The following is a 21,250-nucleotide window of genomic DNA, read 5'->3' as shown; positions in this document are numbered from 1 at the left end:
TTGGCAAGATAAGTCAAAATAAGTGGGGAGCGCATTTAGGTGCGCTCCCCTATCTGTATGAACCAGAGTTTTCCTGCGTATAGCAAGTGTTAGGCCCAGTGATGACCGAAATTCATCGAACCGTATTGGTCACGATCGTCATCGGTATCGCCATCAGCCTGTTAACTAGTGTGCTGATCCTTGCTCAGCCGATCTACATGATCCAGATCATGATGAACGTGCTACCCTCGCGTAATCTATCCACCCTCATTGCTATTTCTGCGGTAATCGTACTTGCCTTTGTCACTAGCGCGGTGCTCGACTATTTTCGCTCCAAGATCGTCGAGGCGGCTGTCCTGCGCATTGAGGCCACCGTTAATCACCGGATTGTCCGGGATTACCTTATCGGAAGCAGCGAGGAGGCGATGAACATTGCGGCTGTCCGCGACGTCACGCTCTTGCGCAATGTTGCGACCTCCCGTCTCTCGACTAGCCTTTTTGAACTGGTCTTCGTCCCCTTCATTCTTGCCGTTGTCTTCTTTGTCAGCACGCCTCTCGGTCTTGTCTTCCTGGCGGGTATTCTCGTCTACTTGTCCTTCGTCGTGGTTCAGGAACTCGCGACGCGGCGCTCGCGACCAGTGCTTGCAACCATCGCTGGCGAGGCTAGTTTCTTTGCGGATGGTGAGATAAATCGCGGTCGCATGGCACCTGGTACTATCCTGCACGGGGCCTTTGCTCGGCGTTATCTGGATGCCAACAGACGCTATATCGAAGCCTTCGTGCCCAGCCGCCATCTTGGCGAGTTGCTATCCAGTGTGAAGACGGTCATGCGGCTTGTACTGCAATCGCTCGTACTCGGCGTCGGGGCCTACCTTGCCATCAACGGTGAGATCGAGATTGGCGTTGTTATTGGTATTTCCCTGATCAGTTCGCGGGCACTTGCCCCGATTGATGGTATCGTCGGCGGATGGGGTACCTTGGTTAATGCCCGTGCTGCGGTCAAACGGCTTGATGAAACCTTGCGCGCGCGTAAGGAAGCGAAGGCCAAGCTGCCTTTGCCGCGTCCGGCGGGACATATATCCCTTAGAAGTGTCTGGTACGAGCCGGCCGAGGCCGGCCGGGCGATCCTGCGCGACGTCAGTTTCGATGTCGCCGCTGGCGATGCGGTCGCCATCATCGGCACGACCACGTCGGGCAAAAGCACACTGTTGAAGCTGCTCGCCTCTGCTATGGTGCAGACACGCGGCACGATCCGGATCGACGGTAACGAATTACGCAATTGGAGCCGGTCGGAACTGGAACACTACACCGGCTACATGCCGCAGGACGGCCAGCTCCTGGACGGTACGGTCGCCGAAACGATCGCCCGCTTTGACCCAGAGGTGAGCCCCGAGGCGGTAGTCCAGGCTGCCAATGATGCCGGTATTCATCATATCATTCTGAGTTACCCGCAGGGCTATAATACGCGCATCGGTCCCAAAGGCATGCCGCTTGCCGCCGGGCACCGCCAGTTCATCGCGCTCGCCCGTGCGCTTTATCGCCGCCCGCCCGTCGTTTTCCTCGACGAGCCCAACGCCTGCCTCGACGCAGAGGGCGACAAGCGCCTCGCCGAGGTTCTGGCAGGACTTAAGGAGCGTAAGGTCACGGTCATTGTTGTCACTCAGCGACCGGGCCTGCTCGCGCATGTAGACCGTGTTCTTATTTTGAACAGAGGTGCGGTACAGTTGTACGGAACGCCGGAGGAAGTCGGGAACGGCCAGCCTCGGCATATACGGCCAGTTTGAAGGAAGTGCGCATGTCCGAGACTCGAGCGAATCTTCCCGTCGCGGACGGAAAAGGCGGGGAAATAAAGGCAGACACGGTGGAAACGTCGCCGGCACTTGCGGCAAGCGTCGGTACGAATTATCGAGACTGGTATGAAAGGGTTTTGCCCTCTTCCCGGAAGACCTACCGCAACCTCCTCTTCTTCACGATATTTTTTCTTGGCAGCTTCAGCGCTTGGGCAATCGTTGCGCCGATCGGCGGCGCTACCGTTGTTCCGGGCCGTCTCATTGCGGACGGTTACAACCAAATTATCAACCATCGCGAAGGGGGCGTGATCTCGAAGATCACGATTCACGAAGGTGATTTCGTCAAGGCCGGCGATGTTCTCGCCTTGATTGACCCATCGGAAACGATCGCCAATATCGACATTCAGAACGTACGCCTGAATACTGCTGAAATTCGTATGGCGCGCTATCGCGCAGAACAGGCAGGTAAGGCGGGCTTTGAACTTCCGGTCGATGTGCAGCAACAGGTCGCGGCAAATCCGGCGTTGAGTTCAACAATGGAAAGCCAGAAGACTGAACTCGAAGCTCGGCAAGCTGAAGCTGTCGGTACGGAAGAGATTTATAGCCAGCGAATTTCCTCTGAGCAGCAGAGCCTTACCGATCTTGAAAACGTCCTCACCGAACGACGCAAACGCATGGAAGGCGTCAAGCAGGAAATTACAATCTCCGACGACCTGCTCAAGCAGGGCCTGACAACACGGGACCGTAATTTTACGCTGAAACGCCAGCTTTCCGTCGACCAGGAGCAACTGGAAACGCTGCTGACGCAGACGGCCGAACGGCGCAGCCGTCTCGCGCAGCTTCAGGAAGATCTTTTGCGTTGGCGGGCGCAACGCAAGAGCGAGATCAGCGGGCAGATTGTCTCCCTCAGTTCTGAGAGGGCAGAGGCTCTCGAACGGATCAAATATCTGAAAGGCGTGCTGGAGAGAACGACGATCCGGGCACCGGAATCCGGCCATATCGTTCGCTCGCATGTCAATACGCTTGGATCCAGTATTGGCTCTGGAACTCCCATCTTTGAGTTGCTGCCGGAGAAAGCAGCAACCGTTGTCGAGGCCCGGCTGACGAGCCGGGATATCGACGTCATCAAGGTGGGCCAGGAGATGGAAGTCCGTATCGCCTCGCAGGACCGCAACCGGTCCCTGATGTTCCTGAAGGGGCAGGTCACCTATGTTTCATACGATGCCATCCCGGTGGGTGAGCCTCCGCGCGAACTCTATGTCATTCGCGGCACCATCGATGCGGAAAGCGTAAAGAAATATGGCGGTATCCGACCCGGGACAAATGTCGATGTCTATTTGGTTACGGAACCCAAGAATTTCGTTCATTACCTTATCGATCCCTTCCTAGGGATCAGAGATAGAGCCTTTACGCACTGATGAAGAAAATATTATTTCTGCATACCAATTTTCCCGGTCAGTATCGTCGGCTCGCACCTTATTTGAAGGAAAGCGGCGACTTCGACGTACGAGCCGGAACGCTGAAGAGCAATGCGCAGAAGATCGAGTTCACACATGTGAAATTCGAAAAACAGCGCGAAGCGCGAGAGAACATCCACCCTTCGCTCATACGCACCGAAAATGCATTGCTGACTGGGCAAGCAGCATACAGCGCGCTTCACGGCTTCAAGGAACAGGGCTGGTCGCCTGATGTGATTTGCGCACATTCCGGATTTGGTGCAGGGCTGTTCGTCAAGGACGTTTTTCCCAAAGCTAAATATCTCGCCTATCATGAATGGTACTTCAACGGACCAATCACTGACGAGGGGCATCCATGCCCCCCGGATGATCACAATGCGATCATCCGGAGCAGGATGTCGAATCTGCCTTTTCTAGTCGATCTTGCTGCGATGGACGCGGGTGTCACACCGACCAAATGGCAAAAGGCACAATTTCCTGCTGTTTTCCAGTCCACGCTGCATGCGCTACATGACGGGCTCGACACCGAGTTTTACACGCCAGGCAAAACGACGACGTTAAATTTAGCCAATGGCCTCTCCCTCACACAGGACGATGATGTCGTAACCTATGTCGCAAGAGGAATGGAGCCCTACCGTGGATTTCCGCAATTCATGGAGGCCATCGCTAAAGCACAAAAAAAGAATCCGAGGCTCCAAACCATCGTAGTCGGCAACGACAGAGTCGCCTATGGCTCAAAGCGAAGCGATGGTTTGACCTACAAAGAACACGCACTTAAATCCTACGATCTGGACATAGACCGAGTTCATTTCACCGGCCTAGTTTCATTCGAGCAGTTGAGAGCGATCTTCAGAATCTCTAGCGTTCACGTCTACTTGACGGTTCCCTTCGTACTCTCTTGGTCGATGCTGGAAGCTATGTCGACAGGATGTATTATCCTGGGCTCTGCAACCCCACCTGTTCAAGAGATAATCCAAGAAGGCGAGAACGGATTCCTAACAGATCTCTTCGACACCGACATGATTGCCGATCATATTGATCATATTGTTAAGAACAATTCTTTCTTATTGTCTATGCGACAGGCCGCGCGTGAAACAATTTTGTTAAAATATAACGCCAAAAATATGCTTCCTTGTCACCGGCAATTGATCTTAGACCTGTTATGATAGTGTGGCCTGAAAATCTGGTACTGATTGAGAGCCGAGATGACGCGTGATGCTTCGAAGTTGTATAAAACATACTTGGGAGCTAGCCAAATATCGGTAGGTCGATATACTTATGGCTTAGAAAAGAAGAAAATACTTTAGTGGGGCGAGGGTGCAACTCTTACCGTTGGAAGCTTTCGCTCTATTGCAGCAGGCGGAGAAATATTTCTTGGCGGGAGTCACCGAGTCGACTGGATTACGACATTCCCGTTCGGACATATTTTCAAAGAAAATCAGGGCGGCGAAGACATAAAAGGGCACCCAATTACGCGAGGTAATGTTGTTATCGGAAATGACGTTTGGCTTGGTGCTAATTCAGTCATTATGTGCGGCGTTACAATAGGCGATGGAGCTGTGGTTGCAGCTGGCACTCATGTCGTTAAAGACGTTCCTCCATATGCAATCGTTGGTGGAAATCCCGGACAGCACATCCGCTATCGCTTTGACGAAGAAATAATCGGCTATCTTCTGAAACTCAGATGGTGGGATCTTCCAGAAAGCGTTATTCGAAAAATTGCACCTTCGCTAGGTTCTGTTCTCACAAAAGATGATGTTAAAAATATGCTAATATCCTACCGGTAGATTTTATAAAACACCTATATTTTTCAAAATGGGTTCTCGGTTTTTGAAAATTTCGTACTTATTTCTAATTTCAGCAATGCTTTCATCGTCGGTTTTTAAAGCATCACCGTTTTTTACGATGTGCTGGTTCTGCCTTTTCAGAATGTTCCATACAAACAAAGCAGCATCTTCTTCTTTTTTATTAAATGAAAGGAGGAAAAGCTGCTCAAAGCGATTAGCTGACACTGCACCGCCTGTAACTGGAGATGCAAGGTAATTTAATTCCGCGGAATATTGAGAACGTTCTATCACAGCGTTATTGAATGCTTTTGCGCTTTTCCTTCGCCGATTTTCATTTGCAGCTTCTGCGAGGCATGGTTGAACGTGCCCCGTTCCTACTAATATGATAATTGCCTGTTGCAAACGATTCCAACCAAGGTCGGCAATAGTCTTATTTTTTAAAACCTCTCGCAGTGAAATCGCACCAGATGCCTTAGCGAAGGCCTCAATAATAGGTCTGTAGGTTGACTCTTGAAGAGTAACTTCGCCGAGTGCCCCTTTCGTTTTCATGGAAACTGAATCGCCAGGTGTGGTTAAGGCAAAATAACTATTGAGCCATCTTTCACGCGTTTCACCAATCGATAGTGGAATTGCACCTCGTGAAAATACATCACGGCGAAACTGTTGATTAATAATATAGTCTCTCAAAACTTCTCGCTTGCTAATATCCGCCGTTTCCCGAAGGATACTTTGTTGATCGCTCGTAAGATTTATTTGATCAACATGATCCATAAGGTTTGCAGAAGCAACGTAGGAAAGTCTAGCTTGAGCCATCTCCGATGAGACATCAGAGTGGTAAAATAATGTCCAATCTTTATTTAGATATTCGTGCGCAAGATAGTTCTTGCTCAAGCTTTTAAGTCTTTCGTATCTCTTTTTGGCGTCTGGTATCGCTTTAAAATACCTAGCTCCGCTACTTTCAAGCCTTTCTATAAGGGCAAAAGAAGAATCAATTTTGGCGGATATAGTTCCACTGCCTTCTGCCGCCTGCATACGCATGAGCTGTCGCATGGGAGCAGCGCCGCTCCACCCTGGAAGGCAATTGTACGACACATACACCAGTCCGCCAGGCTTCAAACGCGCGTCGATGAATCGGATGATTGTATCTCGATGCTCTTTGGCAATCCAAGAATAGATGCCATGCAGCGCGATGATATCGAATTGCGGTAAGTCACTCCTTGCGTTGAAATCAGCGAAGCTGTTGTCGAAGAAATGAACATTTGTAATACCTGCGACATCTGCCAAACGTTGGGCGCCGCTAATCTGCTCAGGATTGAAGTCTGTCGCGTACACTCCAATTTCCGGGTTGGCAGCTGCAATAAGATTTGCTGAAAAACCTTGGCCGCATCCCAGTTCGCAGTAATTTATGGTGCCTGATGGCTTCAAGCAACTTTCAAAGCCTTGTGTAAGAGCCGCGAATTGTAGAATGGCAGGTGTTAACTCTCGATAGAAGCCATATGTATAACCAAGATCGGTGACGTAACCGGACGCCCATTCAGCTGCCACGAAGCACTCCTATTAGTTAATCGAAATCAAAGCATTAATCGCCTCTTAGCGATACCTTATTGACCCCACTGCAATCTCCACCAGCTCGAAGCACTGAAATGAACACTTAATTGGCATATTCCGCTGTCTCTTTGAGGATTGCTCAATAGAGCTTAGCCAAGCCGGCCGTCAACTGCCACCTTCTTCGTATGCCGAATTGTGTTCCCGTCAATTCAGGAAAATTATTTTGCGAACCGTTTTTCCTATTTTCAGCGCGGCGGTCCTCGCCCCTCATTTTCTCGTATCGCCTGTATCAGCAATCGAGTTGAGTCTCCCAGCGCAATGCGACCTCGGCAAGACGTGCTTCATGCAGCAATATCCCGACATGGACGCGGGAGCCGGCACGGCAGACCCTCTGTGCGGCAGCCAGTCCTATGACGGGCACAAGGGAACCGATCTGCGCATCCTGTCCCTGAAGGACATGGAGAAGGGTTATGCCGTCATCGCCGTTTCCGACGGCAAGGTGCTACGCGTCAGAGACGGTGAGACGGACCATCTCGTCGATACCGAGGAAGACAGGGCGAAGATTTCCGGAAAGGAATGTGGCAACGGCCTGGTCATGCAGCTGGAGGATGGCTACGAAGTGCAATATTGCCATCTCAGGAAGGGGAGCCTCGCGGTAAAACCGGGAACGGATGTGCGCAAGGGCGACCGTCTCGGGGATGTCGGCTCTTCCGGCCTTGCCCAGTTCCCGCATGTCCACATCACCGTTTCCCGAAACGGTGAAACGCTCGATCCTCTGACGGGACGCAAGCTGTCGGAAGGCTGCACGCAGACCTTCCAGCAAAACGCCTCTCTTTTTTCCCCTGATATCGTGGAAAAGCTCGACCTGAAGAAGCCGGACATCCTCGCCTCAGGCCTTGCCGGAAAGCCGATCAACCATAAGTCGCTCGTCAACGACGGCCCACCGCCGCAGGTTTCCTCCAGCGACGGCGTGTTCGTCGCCTGGTCCTGGTTCGCCAATCTCAGGAAAGGCGACGTGATCAAACTTGTCCTGAAGGACGACAAGGGAAACATCCTCGTCGACCACACGAGCAAGCCGCTTGATCGGGACAAGGCGACATACTCGGCCTTCGCTGGCAGGAAACGCACGCTCAGCCCCGGGCGCTACGAGGTCAATATATCGGTCCTGCAGGATGACGCAGTTTTGCGCAGCACCGTCTCGACCGTCGCCGTCAAATAAGGGCGCAGTGTTTTGGACCTCTATGCGCCTTCCCGAACGAGCCGGGCGACGGTTTCGACCGTAGCGCGCTTCCAGTCGCCGAGCCGCACGCCATGCGCCCGTTCCAGCTTGCCACAATCGAGTTGAGAGTTAGTGGGGCGGCGTGCCGGCGTCGGATAAGCTGAGGACGGTATCCGTCCCACGGCGGCCGATCGCCCACCTTGCTGCGCGGAAGCGGCGAATATTTCCGTTGCGAAATCCGCCCAGTTCGCCGAACCCGATCCCGTCATATGGAAGGTTCCGCGAAGCTGCGGGGCGTCGCTGTCGAGAAGATTGCCGGCGACCACCAAGATTCCGTCGGCAATGTCGAGCGCCGAGGTCGGATTGCCAAGCTGGTCGTCCACCACGTTGATCTGATCGCGGCTTTCCGCAAGCATCAGCATGGTTTTCAGGAAATTCCTGCCGAAGGGGCTATAAACCCAGGCCGTGCGCAGGATGACATAATTGTCCGTCGCTTCCGCCACGGCGCGCTCACCGGCGAGTTTTGTGCGGCCATAGGCGCTCGTTGGCCCGACCGGGTCCGTCTCCAGATAGGGTTTCGGTTTTTCGCCGTCGAAAACGTAATCGGTGGAAAGGTGAATGACCGTGACGCCGAGCGCCGCCGCGACTTCTGCGATCCGGCCGGGCGCAACGGCATTGATGGCGTGCGCCTCCGCCTCCTCGGTTTCCGCCCGGTCCACCGCCGTATAGGCGGCGGCAGAGACGATGATGTCAGGCCGCGCCTGCCGGAAGGCCGCAGCGATCCCATCTGGATCTCGGAGGTCGAGCTCGGGCCGTCCCAGCGCCACGACATCGAAGCGGTCGCTCAAAGCTCCGCGCTCGAGCAGTGAGCGGACAACCTGGCCCTCCCGGCCCGTCACCACAATGCGTTTGCGCTTGCCGTTCATGCCTCACACGCTGCTTTTCAATTGACGGCCGGGTAGGCCGAGCCGCGCGCCGGAATATCGCTCGCGCAGCGGGCTCCACCACCATTCATTGTCGAGATACCAGCGTACGGTCTTATCGATGCCGGTCTCGAAAGTCTCCTCGGCCCGCCAGCCTAGCTCCGTTTCGAGTTTCGTCGCATCGATCGCATAGCGGGCATCGTGGCCCGGCCGGTCGGTCACATAGGTGATGAGGTCGCCATGCGGCGTCGCACGTGGGCGAAAACCGTCCATCAGGCCGCAGATCCGCGTTACCACGTCAATGTTGCGTCGTTCGTTACGGCCGCCGACATTGTAGGTCTGCCCGATCCGGCCACGCTCCGCGATGATGTCGAGGGCGCGGGCATGGTCCTCGACATAGAGCCAGTCCCGCACATTCGCACCGTTGCCGTAAACAGGCAGCGGCTTGCCCTCCATGGCGTTGAGGATCATCAGCGGAATCAGTTTTTCTGGGAAATGGTAAGGACCGTAATTGTTGGAGCAATTGGAGACGACCACCGGTAGGCCATAGGTGCGTTCCCACGCTTTCACGAGATGGTCGGAGGCTGCCTTGGAGGCTGAATAGGGAGAGCTTGGATCATAGGCCGTCGTTTCGGTGAACAGGCCCTCCTCGCCGAGCGATCCATAGACCTCGTCCGTCGAGACATGCAGGAAACGGAAAGCCTTCTTTCGTTCCCCCTCCAGGCTGCTCCAGTAGGCCCTGGCGCCTTCCAGGAGCGTGAAGGTTCCGACGATGTTGGTGTTGATGAAATCCTGCGCACCGTTGATCGAGCGGTCGACATGGCTTTCGGCCGCCAGATGCATGACCCGGTCGGGCTGGAAATCCATAAGCGTCCGCGACAGGGTTTCGCCGTCGCAGATGTCGGCGCGCAGGAAACGATAGTTGGGCGCACCGTGGACGGCCTGCAACGAGGTCTCCGTGCCCGCATAGGTGAGCTTGTCGACGTTCAGGACCTCGTAGCGCTTTTCCAGGACGAGATGCCTGACGACGGCCGATCCGATGAAGCCGGCTCCGCCGGTGACGAGTACGCGCATGCTTTCCTGTCCGCTTCTCCTGGAGTGCGAGGCCTCACCTTTAGCCGAAGGGGAAGTTTCAGGGCAAGGACGGGTCTGCGCCTTTACGCCTGCACAAGTGTTGCAACGCAGCCGCCTTCCATGCGAGGTTCGGCGCGATTTCCCGTTGGTGACTGGTCTATCCTACATGGCGTTCAAAGGTATCATTCTGGCGGGGGGAAGCGGCACGCGCCTTTATCCCCTCACCATCGCGGTTTCGAAGCAGATTCTGCCGATCTACGACAAACCGATGATCTACTACCCACTCAGCGTGCTCATGCTTGCCGGCATCCGCGAAATTCTTATCATCTCCACGCCGCGCGACCTGCCGCTGTTCCAAGAGCTGCTCGGCGACGGATCGGATTTCGGGATCGAACTTTCATACGCCGTGCAGCCACAACCGAACGGGCTCGCTGAAGCCTTCATCATCGGCCGGGAGTTTATCGGCTCGTCCTCGGTCGCCATGGTCCTCGGTGACAACATCTTCTTCGGGGATGGGCTTTCGGACCTCTGCCGGCAGGCCGCGGCGCGCGAAAGCGGCGCGTCCGTCTTCGCCTATTACGTCAACGACCCGCAGCGTTATGGCGTGGTGGAGTTCGATGCCGCCGGCACGGCGCTTTCGATCGAGGAAAAACCTGCTGTCCCGAAATCGAGCTGGGCCGTGACGGGACTTTATTTCTACGACAACGACGTCGTCGACATCGCCGCCTCCATCACACCCTCCGCCCGCGGCGAACTGGAGATCACCACCGTCAACAGCACCTATCTTGAGCGCGGCAAGCTGCATGTAAAACAACTCGGCCGCGGTTACGCCTGGCTAGACACCGGCACGCTCGACAGCCTGCACGAGGCCTCTGCCTTCGTGCGAACCATCGAGCACCGGCAAGGCATCAAGATCGCCTGCCCGGAGGAAATCGGCGTAGAGATGGGCTGGCTTCCGGTCGACAGAATGCTGCAACGGGCCGAGCAGATGGGGCGCAGCGAATACGCCAACTACCTGCGCCGGCGCGCTCAGGAGCTTGGTACGGCATGATCGAAATACGCCCCACGATGCTTGAAGGCGTGCTCGAAATCATGCCCACCCGTTTGAGCGATGCTCGCGGGTTCTTTTCCGAGACCTACAACGCCGCCCGCCTCGTCCAATCCGGCGTCGACCTGACCTTCGTGCAAGACAATCATTCCCTTTCCGCTCGGCGTGGCGTACTACGCGGACTACACTACCAGCTACCGCCACGGGCACAGGACAAGCTCGTTCGCGTGATACGCGGCGCAATTTTCGATGTGGCCGTTGATATCCGCCGCAGCTCTCCAACCTTCGCTCAATGGGTCGGCCTCGAGCTTTCCGCAGAAAAATGGAATCAGCTTTTAGTTCCTAAAGGCTTCGCCCACGGCTTCGTCACTCTCACAGAGAATACGGAAGTTGTATATAAAGTGACCGACTATTATTCTCCCGAACATGACCGGTCAATTCGCTACGACGATCCAAATATCGCCATCAAGTGGCCAACCGCCTTCGTCGACTTGCTACTTTCCGAGAAAGACCGTACCGCCGCCGGCCTAGACGAGATTGAGGTCTTTGCGTAATTTATCCAGACAGAGGATTGATAGGTACCTGGTAAAGGACAAATTTATTGCAGTATAAACATATATTCTCGAGAGAAAAGGCCCTGCTCTCGCAGGGCCAGCTGATTCTCTAAGGCTAAGTTGCCACGCTATGCTGCTAAGAACCATCCATCACTGACATCGCTTATATCGATCCCGTTGAGGGTTATGGAGCCGCCGCCCGACAATTCGAGAACGGCAAAACCTTCAGTGTTTTCTGAGATGGTATAAGTCTGGCCGCCAAGATCGATGTGATCGCCATCTTTGGCATTGAACCCGCGGATGACATCATCCCCCTCATTTCCGTTGAAAACGAAAGTATCGGCACCAGCACCGCCGGAAAGTATGTCGTTGCCGAGCCCACCATTTAGATAATCGTCGCCAGCACCGCCGTACAGAGTGTCCTTACCGGCCTCACCGTAGAGCCAATCATTATCGGCACCACCGAAAAGCACATCTTCGCCATCACCACCATAGAGCGCGTCGCGCCCAAGACCGCCGCCCAGTAAATCGTTTCCGGCGTCACCCCTGATCAGATCAGCGCCTTTGCCACCCCATGCGATATCGTTGCCTTCGCCACCATAGATCAAATCATTACCATTGCCGCCGAAGATGGCATCGTTTCCCGCATCGCCGCGAAGATTATCCGCACCTGTGCCACCGCCAATTATATCGTCACCGTCTCCACCATTGACTATGTCGTCGGAATCTCCGGCAAAAATAGAGTCTCCACCTTTGTCTCCATTGATGAGATCACTGGCACTGGTGCCCAGTAAGAAATCATCGCCACTTGTCCCCGACAGCCGAATTGGGTCGAGTTTCGCAGGAGGATTGTGGGGATCCCATGTGAAGGTCAATTCAATGAATTCATTTGGATTGTGATCAAGGTTATCAACACCATGACCCATCGTGTAAGTGACAGTAAAACTGCCATCGGCAATAATTCTTGCCCAATCACCTTTTGCAATTGAGAGGTTCGTGGAGGTTAGCTGTGACTGTATACCCTTGAATTCCCCTCCTACAGCGTAACCGTCGATATCCAGCTTGAACCATTCGTCTGGCCAAAACCCATAAACCTCACCAAAATCTCCGAGATAATTTATCTCTACAGAGACATCTCCAAGCGTGGTTTTCGAAACATCAATTAACGTATCAGTTATTACCTTATCGTGAGCATCACCCGTGTCGGCAAAACCCTCAACCTTGCTTGTTACCGATACCATGATCCGACTCCTTAAATTAATATTGGAGACGATCAAATATCGATACAATAATTTCGTCAAATTGGCATATTTTGGTAAGTGTTATTATCCATTTTGCATTATCATTACGTATATCGAGAAATAGCATACGTCTAAAGTTTGGCAATGCGTTCATCAGGCGTAGTTTCTTCCCCCCTGGCTGGCAGCTTGGCCCACACGCGAGAAGCTGATTAAGGCGCGTTACCGACACCGCGACGGCAATTGTTGTCACGTGGCGGATTGGCCTACCTTATAACGCCCAATCAGAGCGACAAGCTCTTCCACTTCGATCCTTTTCCCAGTCTCTGGATGCACATATCGGGAAGCTTCGATATAGGCGAAGTGGAAAATCTCTTCGACAGATCGTTTCCGCGTCCTGCGTTTTAGAGATTTATGGTCGATGGTGGCGCCCCATCCTGAGTAGAATGGTACGCCGTAGCAATGCACGGGCTTGCCTGCCATCAGGGCTTCGAACCCCATGCCGGACGAGACGACAAAGACCGATTCGGCAAGATCAATCAGCACAAAAGGGTTGACTTCGTTGCTGACGAGAAAGACCCGATAACGCTCTTCTTCGGGAACATAGCTCAATTCGTCTGTATAATAACCAGACTTGCCTCCAGAGATAGCATCTGGATGTACCTTCACCAATATGTCATGCTCTGGATAGGTGGAAATCGCTTCAAGAAGCATACTTTTAAAGCTTCTTCTATTGGCTAGGCCGCTCTCGACCGATTGATCGCCACGTCGCTGATCGACGACTAAAATTTTTGGCTTTTCCGCACGTCCGACAGTAATAGGTATAACGGGAGCATGGTTATATTTTGAAACCCGATTATCAACAATCTGACGGATGGCATGCAAGGCGCGCTGGTGCTCGGCATCCGTCAACTCTCGCCCGTTCTGCAATGCACGTTCAAGGCCAGAGCGCCGCGTTGCGTCATAGTAGGATGTTGTGTCGTCGATAATGACTGAAAGGCCAGGCTCGCCTGATAGACCAATTTTCATGGAACGGATAAATCCGTCTTCAATGATCATCACCCGCTTCTTAAGAAGCTGCGCCAGCGATCGTTGATGTTCTTTGTTATCGGTGCTTTTCACGCCCCATTGAAAAAATAGCTCGACGGCCGACATCTCCGATGCATCTCGGCCTAAGCTGCTTGCGAGCGTTCGAACATTCAGGAGTGGGCGCAAGAACATCTGTGTAGATTCAAGGACTTCTTCACTACTGGCAATTGCCGCGACGTCAATCGTTTGTCCCTGCCGCAACTTCTCCATCGCATGGGGCATCGGCTCAATTTTGATGCGGCCAGTTGCTACGTCTTTCAGGTAGTTGTGAATGCTACGAGATGCATTGTCGTCGATGATTGGAGCTGCTTCTTCAAATAACTTAACAGACTTGAATCGTTCCGCAGGATATCCACGTTCTAGAAAAACTTCCTTCTGACGCCGATCCCAACCAAGAACCACGTCACAGATCGGCAATGAGGCCTGGGTATTCGAATCCCGGTAGTATTGGGCGTGGTCGATAGACATTGACGCCTGTGGGAATAGGATCGTCGGAATACCGAGCTCCTGGCACACTCCTACAACAATCCGCATGGCTGGCGACCAATCTTGCGTGACGATAACACCCGATAAAGCGGACCGGAGCGGAGCAAGCCTCCGCGTAATTTTCTGTCGATATAAGCCAGGATCGTAGCTTGCGAAGCTTGAGACAGAGAGTTGGTCGTCATCGTTACCTACCGCTTTTGCTATATCAAAAGACAGTAATTCATATGTATCGCTCTTGGTGCGATTGATCAGCGCCTCATCTTCGTCTTTTATCCAAGTCACATATAGAAACATCGGCTTGCCTTGAGCAAGCACTGCCGACGTATAGACTGCAGGTTTTGTGGAAGAGATGTTTTCAATCGGAATATGATAGCGACGGGAAAAGGTCTTTATGAACCGTGGCAAACGGCCTTCGGCATGATAAATGCCGGACCGACGATCAGCCAATATCAACGGGACGCACTTGGTATAAAAGTCCCATCGTGACGGAACACCATCAAATGAGAAAACCCTCTCATCTGGAAGGTACTTTTCTAATATCTCTTCCGGAGTTTTTTGCGCGAATAGGACCCGTAGTGGCCTCTCATTAGGCCGGAACCTCTTCCAGGGGAGGAGCGCATATCCATATATCGCTTTCCCAATATCAACTGCTATTTCATAAATCATACTTCAACCCTCCCTCGGAGAGCATCATAACCCTACCGGTTGGCTATCACCTGATTGCCGTGCCAACCAACAGGCATTTTGCAGAAACCGAAGATTTTGGCCGTGCATACGTCGTCTAGTTGCAGGTTTTCTATTGCTTCCCTTTGCGGCATCGGCTTTTGGGACGGTATGCAAGGCTGGCGATCTCAGCCTCATCCGTATGGTCGAATTGCTCCGCCTTGAGTTGAGGATGCCGTTACAACACTCTTCACCCGCACAAGACTATGGGATATCGGTTTCCGCATGAGTTCCTAACCTCCAATCACACCAAAGCATGACCGGGGCTAGCGGTAGCAATTCATACATCCGCTTCCACCCTCCGAAGGACCAAGTAGATTATGCGCATTGTGAAACTCGTAAAGAAGCTTGGTTCAAAAGCGTTTTTAAAGCCGGAGCCGATCCCAGCTCTACCACCCGAATTTGCCGAGCCTCCAAGCTGGTTCAATCGCAACGACCCGGTTGCCCGTGCCCCAAGTGCACCGACCTTTCTTTACCAATCGTGGATTCCGGAGCATACGGACAAGCTGGTCGATTTGATCAGAGCCGATGGTCAATTGCCCTTCCAGGATATTGGTATCCTCATCGATCCCGCCAACAAGAGGCGCCGCATAGATGCCCTGCTTTATGCGGAGCGGCAACCAGCCGTCTACGATCGCATGGTCATGCATAAGCTCGCACCCTACCGGAGTTCCGCGGTCGCACTGGTCGTAACCCTTGACTGGATTCCTGTGATGCGTCGGTTGGTCTACGGCGCATCACGCCTCGGTATCCCCACAATCCTGGTGCCCCACGAATCGGTATTCGCCAAGGAGGACATGTATTACGTTCATCCTAGGATGGGCATGAACGTCCCGCTTTGTGACCTCGTTCTCGCTTGGGGCGATACTCAGGAGCGCATTTTCGCATCAAGGGGATATCCGCCGGAGCGCATCGTGAAAGTCGGCGCGCCGAAATTCGACTACCTCGCCAATATCTCTACCCCGGACGCAAAACGCGCCGTTTCGGTGCTGGGGCTCGACCCCAGCAGGCCGGTCATGACCTTTGCCGCCCAGCCCCTCGACAGCCAATACAACACCGAGGTGGCGCGCGTGGCTCAGAACAAGGCCCTCCTGCACCTCACCTCGATCGCGAAGAGGACGAATATCCAGCTCATTATTCGCACACCGCCCTCAAGGGATTCCATACTGGATCCGGAGGTCTACGAAGAGGCCAGCTCGAGCAGTTCTATCGTGATAGACAATGCAAGCCTCTACCTGCTGACCGCAGAAGAAACCATCGCCGCCAGTGATATCCTGATCTCGATAAACAGCACCATGCTGCTGGAAGCGGCGTTGGCCGGCAAGGTAGCGGTTACGGCAAAGTATGTGGAATTCGATCAAATCTGGGATGGATTGAAAATACCGGTGGCGCGCACCCAGTTTGAACTTGAAGAGATCATTGCAAAATCCATCGTCCAGCCTGAAACCTTTGTCGGGAACTACGATCTCGGCTGGGCCTCACGATCGTTTGGCATTGGAGAATTCGATGGCCGGGCTGCTCTTCGCATCCGTGAGGTCCTTGAGCAGATTCGAAGCCAGATATTCGACGTCCAGCGCGGTTATGCCGCCAATCGAGCGCACCTCCTGGATCGTGATGCGTGATGCGTGCAATGCAGAGGCTTGCCCATCTTCTATAGGCCGTACCGGGCCGTTTAGGCGAAAGGCAGAAGATCCGGCAGCAGGCATATCGAGACAATAAAGACAATTGCCCGCCAGCCATCCAGCGTATCCAGATCGTATATAGGCTTGCAGTCCCGCTGCCATGTCACGTCGCGCTTGACGACCTTGGCGGGGACACCGGCGATAACCGTTCCGCTTTCCAGAAATGGCTTCGTTACAAAAGACTTGGCGCCGACAACATTGTCATCGGCTATTTTTGCGCCCTTCCCGACCAAGACGCCAAGACCTATCCAGACATGGGCGCCGATTTCAACCGGACCGGGCAGGTTGATGCGCTCGCCGGTCTTTCGGCTGATCAGCGCATGCGAATCTGTCGTGCGAATTTCCACCTGGCGAGAGAAAAGGCAGTCCCGGCCGATTTTCACAAAGCCCCCCTCTTGGCAGAGGATACGAACATCGCGCGCTCTTGTGCCGTCACCAATCTCAACACGCTGCTCCTTTCCTTTTACGAGGATCTGCCCGGCAAGCGAGACACGGTTGCCGATTGAGATCGCATTGTTGTTTCCCTGAATAATTATGTGATCATTCAAGGTGACGTTGTCGCCAATTTTGATTTCATGGCCATGGCCCTCAATACGGATCGAGCCGCGGACATGTGACTTGGCACCTATCGTAATCACGTTGCCATCACCTTCGACGAAAAGCTTACTGGCAAGGGTGGCTGTCTCAGAGAGATTTATTTCAAGTCCCTCGGGGGGGGTCGTCTCTTGTTGGAAAGCTACAGAGACGGGAAGAGGAGCAGGAGCAGGAGCAGCAGGGATAGGAGCCGGCGGCGGCAGTGAAATGGACTGCTTGACTTTACGGTTTTTAAGAAATTGAAACATTACGCCTTCCCTTCAAGGGAGACGAAACTAAACAAGTTATAGGTGCTTTAAAAGTGGCGACGCTTTCGGTTAAAAGAATCTTATCTCTTTAAGTCAGCGTTACAGGCCGGAGCGGTTATTTCACAAAATTACCTTTTACCTGCACCACCAATCTCGTCGTTATAATGATCGATAATCTTGCATTATCGAACATTCCGCGCGTGATGAAAAACTGATGCAAATCAACGTTCACACGGGCCTTCGTGGCATTTCCGCCGCAGATGACCAGCGCGCGCTTCATACGGCTTACGACCAGAGGGCCCGACGTCGCATTCTCGAGTCTGGGGCCTGGCTTGTTAATGGTCGGTTATCCGCGTGCCGCGTGTTTGAACAAGGGCCTTGCCGACGACATGATATGTCGATAAATCTCGATTCCATCGACACATTTTTGCGACATGTCGTTCCCATCGACATATCTAGCAGCAAAATCCGATCAGAAGGGCTGTTTCCGTAATGGCGTTTCGACCCGACCGTGCGTTCAACGATCTGCCGGCTCTTCCGCCGACGCAGGATATCGAAACCAAGCCTGTGCTGAAAGCCTGTATCGAGGCGCGTGCCGCGCTGGCCGAACTGAAGGCCTCCGGTCGGCTCATCCCAAATCAATCGGTACTGATCAACTCGATTCCGCTCCTCGAGGCGCAGGCGAGTTCGGAAATCGAGAACATCGTTACCACGACTGACCGTCTGTTCCGGTTCGCCAACGAGGCCGGCAACTCACCGGATTCGGCGACGAAAGAAGCGCTGCGTTATCGCACCGCCCTTCATCAGGGTTTCGCCATGCTGAACGAGCGGCCGGTCTCGACCGCAATGGCCTTGGAAATCTGCCGGACCATCAAGGGCATCGAACTCGACATCAGGGCGACACCTGGAACTGCATTGCTCAATGATGCGACAGGCGAGGTCATCTATACACCACCTGAGGGCCGGGCCGTGCTCCTAGACAAACTATCAAACTGGGAGCGATATATTCACGAGGCCGAGGACATCGATCCACTCGTTCGGCTCGCTGTCATGCACTATCAGTTTGAGGCTATCCATCCATTCACCGATGGCAACGGCCGCACCGGCAGGGTTCTCAACCTGCTCTTTCTCGTAGACAAGGGTCTGCTCGACATTCCAGTCCTCTACTTGAGCCGCTACATCATCGGCAATAAGCGCGCCTATTACGATCTGCTGCTGCGGGTTACGACCGATGCCGCCTGGGAAGACTGGATCCTCTACATGCTTGAAGGCATCCGCGAAACGGCGATATGGTCGAGCGCGAAGATCCACGCGATCCGGGGCCTACTGGATGAGGCGGGTGTCCGTATCCGCCGCGATCTCCCCAAGATCTACTCACGCGAACTCGCTGAGGTCATTTTCGTCAACCCCTATTGCCGCATCAGCGACCTCGTCTCAGCCGGCATCGCAAAGCGCCAGGCCGCATCGGTCTATCTGAAAGCTCTCGTCGACGACGGCATGCTGACAGAGGTGAAAGCAGGACGAGAAAATCTTTATGTCAATCCCGCGCTGATCGACCTGCTTTCCGCAGATCGCCGACAATGAACTGCCCCCAACTGGCCGCTTTATTGGCTAACTTGACGCGACAGCGATCTTGCTGAGCTTGCGCCTGAGAAGGCTTTCGGGCGGCTCCCCGCGCGCGCGCGGGGCGGCGTTGTCCTTTCGCTGGCGCAGGGCTGCCATACAGACCCTCCGCCGTAAGTCCTGTAAGATGGCCGGATGAGTCTTTCTAAACTGCGCTAGAATGGGCATCAGCGGCCCCGCAATCAGCATATCGACAGACAGAGGTGATGCGGATCGTCCTCGCGGCCTCGCAGTCTCCATTGCGGACGCTGGTCTCCAAGGCATGGATTTCGTCGGGGATCCGAGTAGCCACAGCCGCTACTTCCCAGCCTGCCGCGAGACGCCGGTGTTATCGCGATGGAAGACAGGCGTGCCCAGCCTTTGGTAGCGGGGGGCATCCGTATAAAGTTGCAACATGACCTTCGATCGAAGACGTCATAACAGGCTAAAAACCTGGCTGAGACCCTGGTGTTCCCTTTGCGCTGGCGGCTGCCGAGCAGGCGATTTCTGTGGGGCATCCTTTCCCGGGCGTGCTACTTCGACGCTACTCCCTGTGACATCAGCGTGACTCGTGGCACCTGCCGTACGACACCGTTAACGGGGCCATCCCTTTATTGTTACTTATTCCCTCCGCAGATGTTATTTTTGCTACCGAGGGTGGACGATCATGGCCTGGCAAACCGGAGGAGACGCGCTATTGGAGGCGAAGCTTGTCCCGATTGGTGACGGCATCGAATTTGCCGCGTACCTTAAACTGCTGGCTGACGAAATTGAGCGCGGCGTTACAGTCGTGGAAAGAGCACCAGCGCAGATTGGGCCGGCGCTCGATATGGGCGGAAGCATGATGTGCCTTTGCCTCCTTTCACCAGCGCGCTTAGCAGCAGCCCAGACAAGGCATAGGCTGCTGTCCACTTTGACTTCTAGACAATGGGAAATCCTCGCTGAGCTCATGAAGGGTCATACGGCTAAAGGGATCGCGACCATGCTGGGCATTCATCCGAGAACGGTTGAAGCGCACGTGCACCACCTTCATAAGAAGGCCGGCACGCACCGGACGATCGAACTGATGGAAATCGCTTTTTCTCAGCTAGACTGATTGCTGCCTACGGGAAGCGGTTGCACCCCAGACGCCTGGTAACATTCCTGGAGCCTATCGGCAACATACCGCCAGCCGAGGCTGAAGAACGCTACTACGCCATGCTGGACGAACTAGTCCAACGTTTCGTGACCATGCTAAGGTGTATCTTGTCGTCGTTTCTCCAATATGACAGACGTAGAGGTGGGCATGACAGGGCACGAATTCGGTGGCGATACCTATACGCGCATCATGTTAACGTGCCTTTGCGCAGGAACAGCTGTCACTGTGGCGTCGTGCCTCATCTTTCTCGTTTCGACGATTGGAGTCGGAACCACCACCTTCCCCTTTCTTTTTATGAGCGCGCTGATTTCGGCACTCATCGGCTTCCTTATCGGTTGCGCGAGCTATATCGGCGTCATCGCCGCTGCACCCTCGCGCCTTTTCTTAATTCCGTATCTCCTCAATTTCCCGGCCTCATTTCTCACCGGGAAATACATTGCTGGCTCGTCACTCTGGTTGTTTGGTTAATCCACGCCACCGCGCATAAGCAGCTTTGCTGGTCGGATAGACAAAAGAGATCCGGCTGTATGATGCCACGGAGATTGACGGCGCGATGAACTCGCTCCGCGTGGCTTCGGCTTCAAAGCGTTCTTCTACCGCTGCGTTGCGCTCGACCCGAGCCTTGTAAAACGGGGTCCAGAACTCCGTGCCTCAGTTTGCGCTGTAGAGAGCCGTCGACTTGCGGGCGCCTCCCTTGGTATGCCAGCGTACAGGAACCGGAAACGAGCTTGTTCATTCCTTAGCGAAACGAAGGGACCTGAACCATGCTTCACCGCGATAACGGCGCCTGGACGGGCAGCGAAGTCTATTTCGGCGTCGTTCTGCATCAGACAGCACTCAAAAGATTTGCGCGGCGTTTTTACGGGAACGGTCCTGACCAGGATGACCTCGTACAGGACACGATAATCCGTGCTCTGCACTCGGCGCATCTCTATCAAGAGGGGACGTCACTCCTGGCGTGGATGTTCACGATCATGCGTAAGCGCTGTTTTCAGGCCACGGCTTTCAGTTCGTGCTTTGCGGCATAGGCCCAAGGCAGCAGGTCGTCGATCTGGCTATTTGGATGATTGT

18 protein-coding genes are annotated in these 21,250 nt (G+C 54.0%); 12 read left to right on the top strand and 6 right to left on the bottom strand.

Annotation, left to right across the window (positions count from 1 at the left end):
• Nucleotides 1–101: 101 nt before the first annotated feature.
• From J2Y63_RS32165 to J2Y63_RS32150, 4 genes are all read left to right on the top strand, one after another.
• Nucleotides 102–1,763, top strand: coding sequence for a type I secretion system permease/ATPase (locus tag J2Y63_RS32165; RefSeq protein ID WP_435269358.1), 1,662 nt, complete (start codon nt 102–104; stop codon nt 1,761–1,763).
• Nucleotides 1,764–1,774: 11 nt separating this feature from the next.
• The gene (locus tag J2Y63_RS32160) at nt 1,775–3,187 is read left to right on the top strand and encodes an HlyD family type I secretion periplasmic adaptor subunit (RefSeq protein WP_435269357.1); all 1,413 of its coding nucleotides are present in this window, start codon (nt 1,775–1,777) and stop codon (nt 3,185–3,187) included.
• Complete coding sequence (locus J2Y63_RS32155) at nt 3,187–4,392, top strand: glycosyltransferase (protein WP_435269356.1); 1,206 nt, start codon at nt 3,187–3,189, stop codon at nt 4,390–4,392. The genes J2Y63_RS32160 and J2Y63_RS32155 overlap by 1 nt, the downstream gene beginning before the upstream one ends.
• 183 nt (nt 4,393–4,575) lie before the next feature.
• On the top strand, nt 4,576–5,013 hold the full coding sequence (locus J2Y63_RS32150; RefSeq protein WP_435269392.1) for a CatB-related O-acetyltransferase: 438 nt from the start codon (nt 4,576–4,578) through the stop codon (nt 5,011–5,013).
• A 3-nt stretch (nt 5,014–5,016) separates the two neighbouring features.
• On the opposite strand, the gene J2Y63_RS32145 is transcribed toward J2Y63_RS32150, so the two are convergent.
• Nucleotides 5,017–6,558: a class I SAM-dependent methyltransferase gene (locus tag J2Y63_RS32145; RefSeq protein WP_435269355.1), complete on the bottom strand. Its 1,542-nt coding sequence runs from the start codon at nt 6,556–6,558 to the stop codon at nt 5,017–5,019.
• Between the two features lie 346 nt (nt 6,559–6,904).
• On the opposite strand from J2Y63_RS32145, the gene J2Y63_RS32140 reads away from it, so the two are divergent.
• On the top strand, nt 6,905–7,780 hold the full coding sequence (locus J2Y63_RS32140; RefSeq protein ID WP_435269354.1) for a M23 family metallopeptidase: 876 nt from the start codon (nt 6,905–6,907) through the stop codon (nt 7,778–7,780).
• Nucleotides 7,781–7,800: 20 nt separating this feature from the next.
• Here the strand turns inward: J2Y63_RS32140 and rfbD are convergent, their stop codons facing one another.
• Nucleotides 7,801–8,706 (bottom strand): dTDP-4-dehydrorhamnose reductase, encoded by a 906-nt coding sequence (gene rfbD, locus J2Y63_RS32135; RefSeq protein ID WP_435269353.1) that lies wholly within the window; start codon nt 8,704–8,706, stop codon nt 7,801–7,803.
• Nucleotides 8,707–8,709: 3 nt separating this feature from the next.
• The gene (rfbB, locus tag J2Y63_RS32130) at nt 8,710–9,777 is read right to left on the bottom strand and encodes a dTDP-glucose 4,6-dehydratase (protein WP_435269352.1); all 1,068 of its coding nucleotides are present in this window, start codon (nt 9,775–9,777) and stop codon (nt 8,710–8,712) included.
• Nucleotides 9,778–9,943: 166 nt separating this feature from the next.
• Between rfbB and rfbA the strand changes: the two genes are divergently transcribed.
• Nucleotides 9,944–10,828: a glucose-1-phosphate thymidylyltransferase RfbA gene (gene rfbA, locus J2Y63_RS32125; protein ID WP_435269351.1), complete on the top strand. Its 885-nt coding sequence runs from the start codon at nt 9,944–9,946 to the stop codon at nt 10,826–10,828.
• The gene (gene rfbC, locus J2Y63_RS32120) at nt 10,825–11,379 is read left to right on the top strand and encodes a dTDP-4-dehydrorhamnose 3,5-epimerase (protein WP_435269350.1); all 555 of its coding nucleotides are present in this window, start codon (nt 10,825–10,827) and stop codon (nt 11,377–11,379) included. The genes rfbA and rfbC overlap by 4 nt, the downstream gene beginning before the upstream one ends.
• A 128-nt stretch (nt 11,380–11,507) precedes the next feature.
• Here rfbC and J2Y63_RS32115 read toward each other — a convergent pair whose 3' ends face one another.
• Together J2Y63_RS32115 and J2Y63_RS32110 are read right to left on the bottom strand one after the other, a co-directional pair.
• A complete protein-coding gene (locus J2Y63_RS32115; RefSeq protein ID WP_435269349.1) occupies nt 11,508–12,620 on the bottom strand; it encodes a calcium-binding protein in 1,113 nt (370 codons plus the stop codon).
• 246 nt (nt 12,621–12,866) lie between these two features.
• Nucleotides 12,867–14,858, bottom strand: a complete 1,992-nt coding sequence (locus tag J2Y63_RS32110) for a capsular polysaccharide export protein, LipB/KpsS family (RefSeq protein WP_435269348.1) — start codon at nt 14,856–14,858, stop codon at nt 12,867–12,869.
• 377 nt (nt 14,859–15,235) lie between these two features.
• On the opposite strand from J2Y63_RS32110, the gene J2Y63_RS32105 reads away from it, so the two are divergent.
• Nucleotides 15,236–16,537, top strand: a complete 1,302-nt coding sequence (locus tag J2Y63_RS32105) for a hypothetical protein (protein WP_435269347.1) — start codon at nt 15,236–15,238, stop codon at nt 16,535–16,537.
• A gap of 50 nt (nt 16,538–16,587) precedes the next feature.
• Here the strand turns inward: J2Y63_RS32105 and J2Y63_RS32100 are convergent, their stop codons facing one another.
• A complete protein-coding gene (locus tag J2Y63_RS32100) occupies nt 16,588–17,439 on the bottom strand; it encodes an acyltransferase (protein WP_435269346.1) in 852 nt (283 codons plus the stop codon).
• A gap of 492 nt (nt 17,440–17,931) precedes the next feature.
• On the opposite strand from J2Y63_RS32100, the gene fic reads away from it, so the two are divergent.
• The 4 genes from fic to J2Y63_RS32080 all read left to right on the top strand — a co-directional run bounded on the left by fic (nt 17,932) and on the right by J2Y63_RS32080 (nt 21,207).
• Nucleotides 17,932–19,023, top strand: a complete 1,092-nt coding sequence (gene fic / locus J2Y63_RS32095; protein ID WP_435269345.1) for a protein adenylyltransferase Fic — start codon at nt 17,932–17,934, stop codon at nt 19,021–19,023.
• 685 nt (nt 19,024–19,708) lie between these two features.
• Complete coding sequence (locus tag J2Y63_RS32090) at nt 19,709–20,137, top strand: helix-turn-helix transcriptional regulator (protein ID WP_435269344.1); 429 nt, start codon at nt 19,709–19,711, stop codon at nt 20,135–20,137.
• Nucleotides 20,138–20,326: 189 nt separating this feature from the next.
• Nucleotides 20,327–20,647, top strand: coding sequence for a hypothetical protein (locus J2Y63_RS32085; RefSeq protein WP_435269393.1), 321 nt, complete (start codon nt 20,327–20,329; stop codon nt 20,645–20,647).
• A gap of 296 nt (nt 20,648–20,943) precedes the next feature.
• Nucleotides 20,944–21,207 carry a sigma-70 family RNA polymerase sigma factor gene (locus tag J2Y63_RS32080; RefSeq protein WP_435269343.1) on the top strand — a complete coding sequence of 88 codons (264 nt, stop codon included), beginning with the start codon at nt 20,944–20,946 and terminating at the stop codon, nt 21,205–21,207.
• The last annotated feature ends 43 nt before the right edge of the window (nt 21,208–21,250 follow it).

It is taken from the genome of Shinella sp. BE166 (assembly GCF_051201095.1).
GTDB lineage: Bacteria > Pseudomonadota > Alphaproteobacteria > Rhizobiales > Rhizobiaceae > Shinella > Shinella lacus.
Note: the sequence above shows the minus strand (reverse complement) of the source record. Positions and strands in the feature narration are given on the sequence as shown.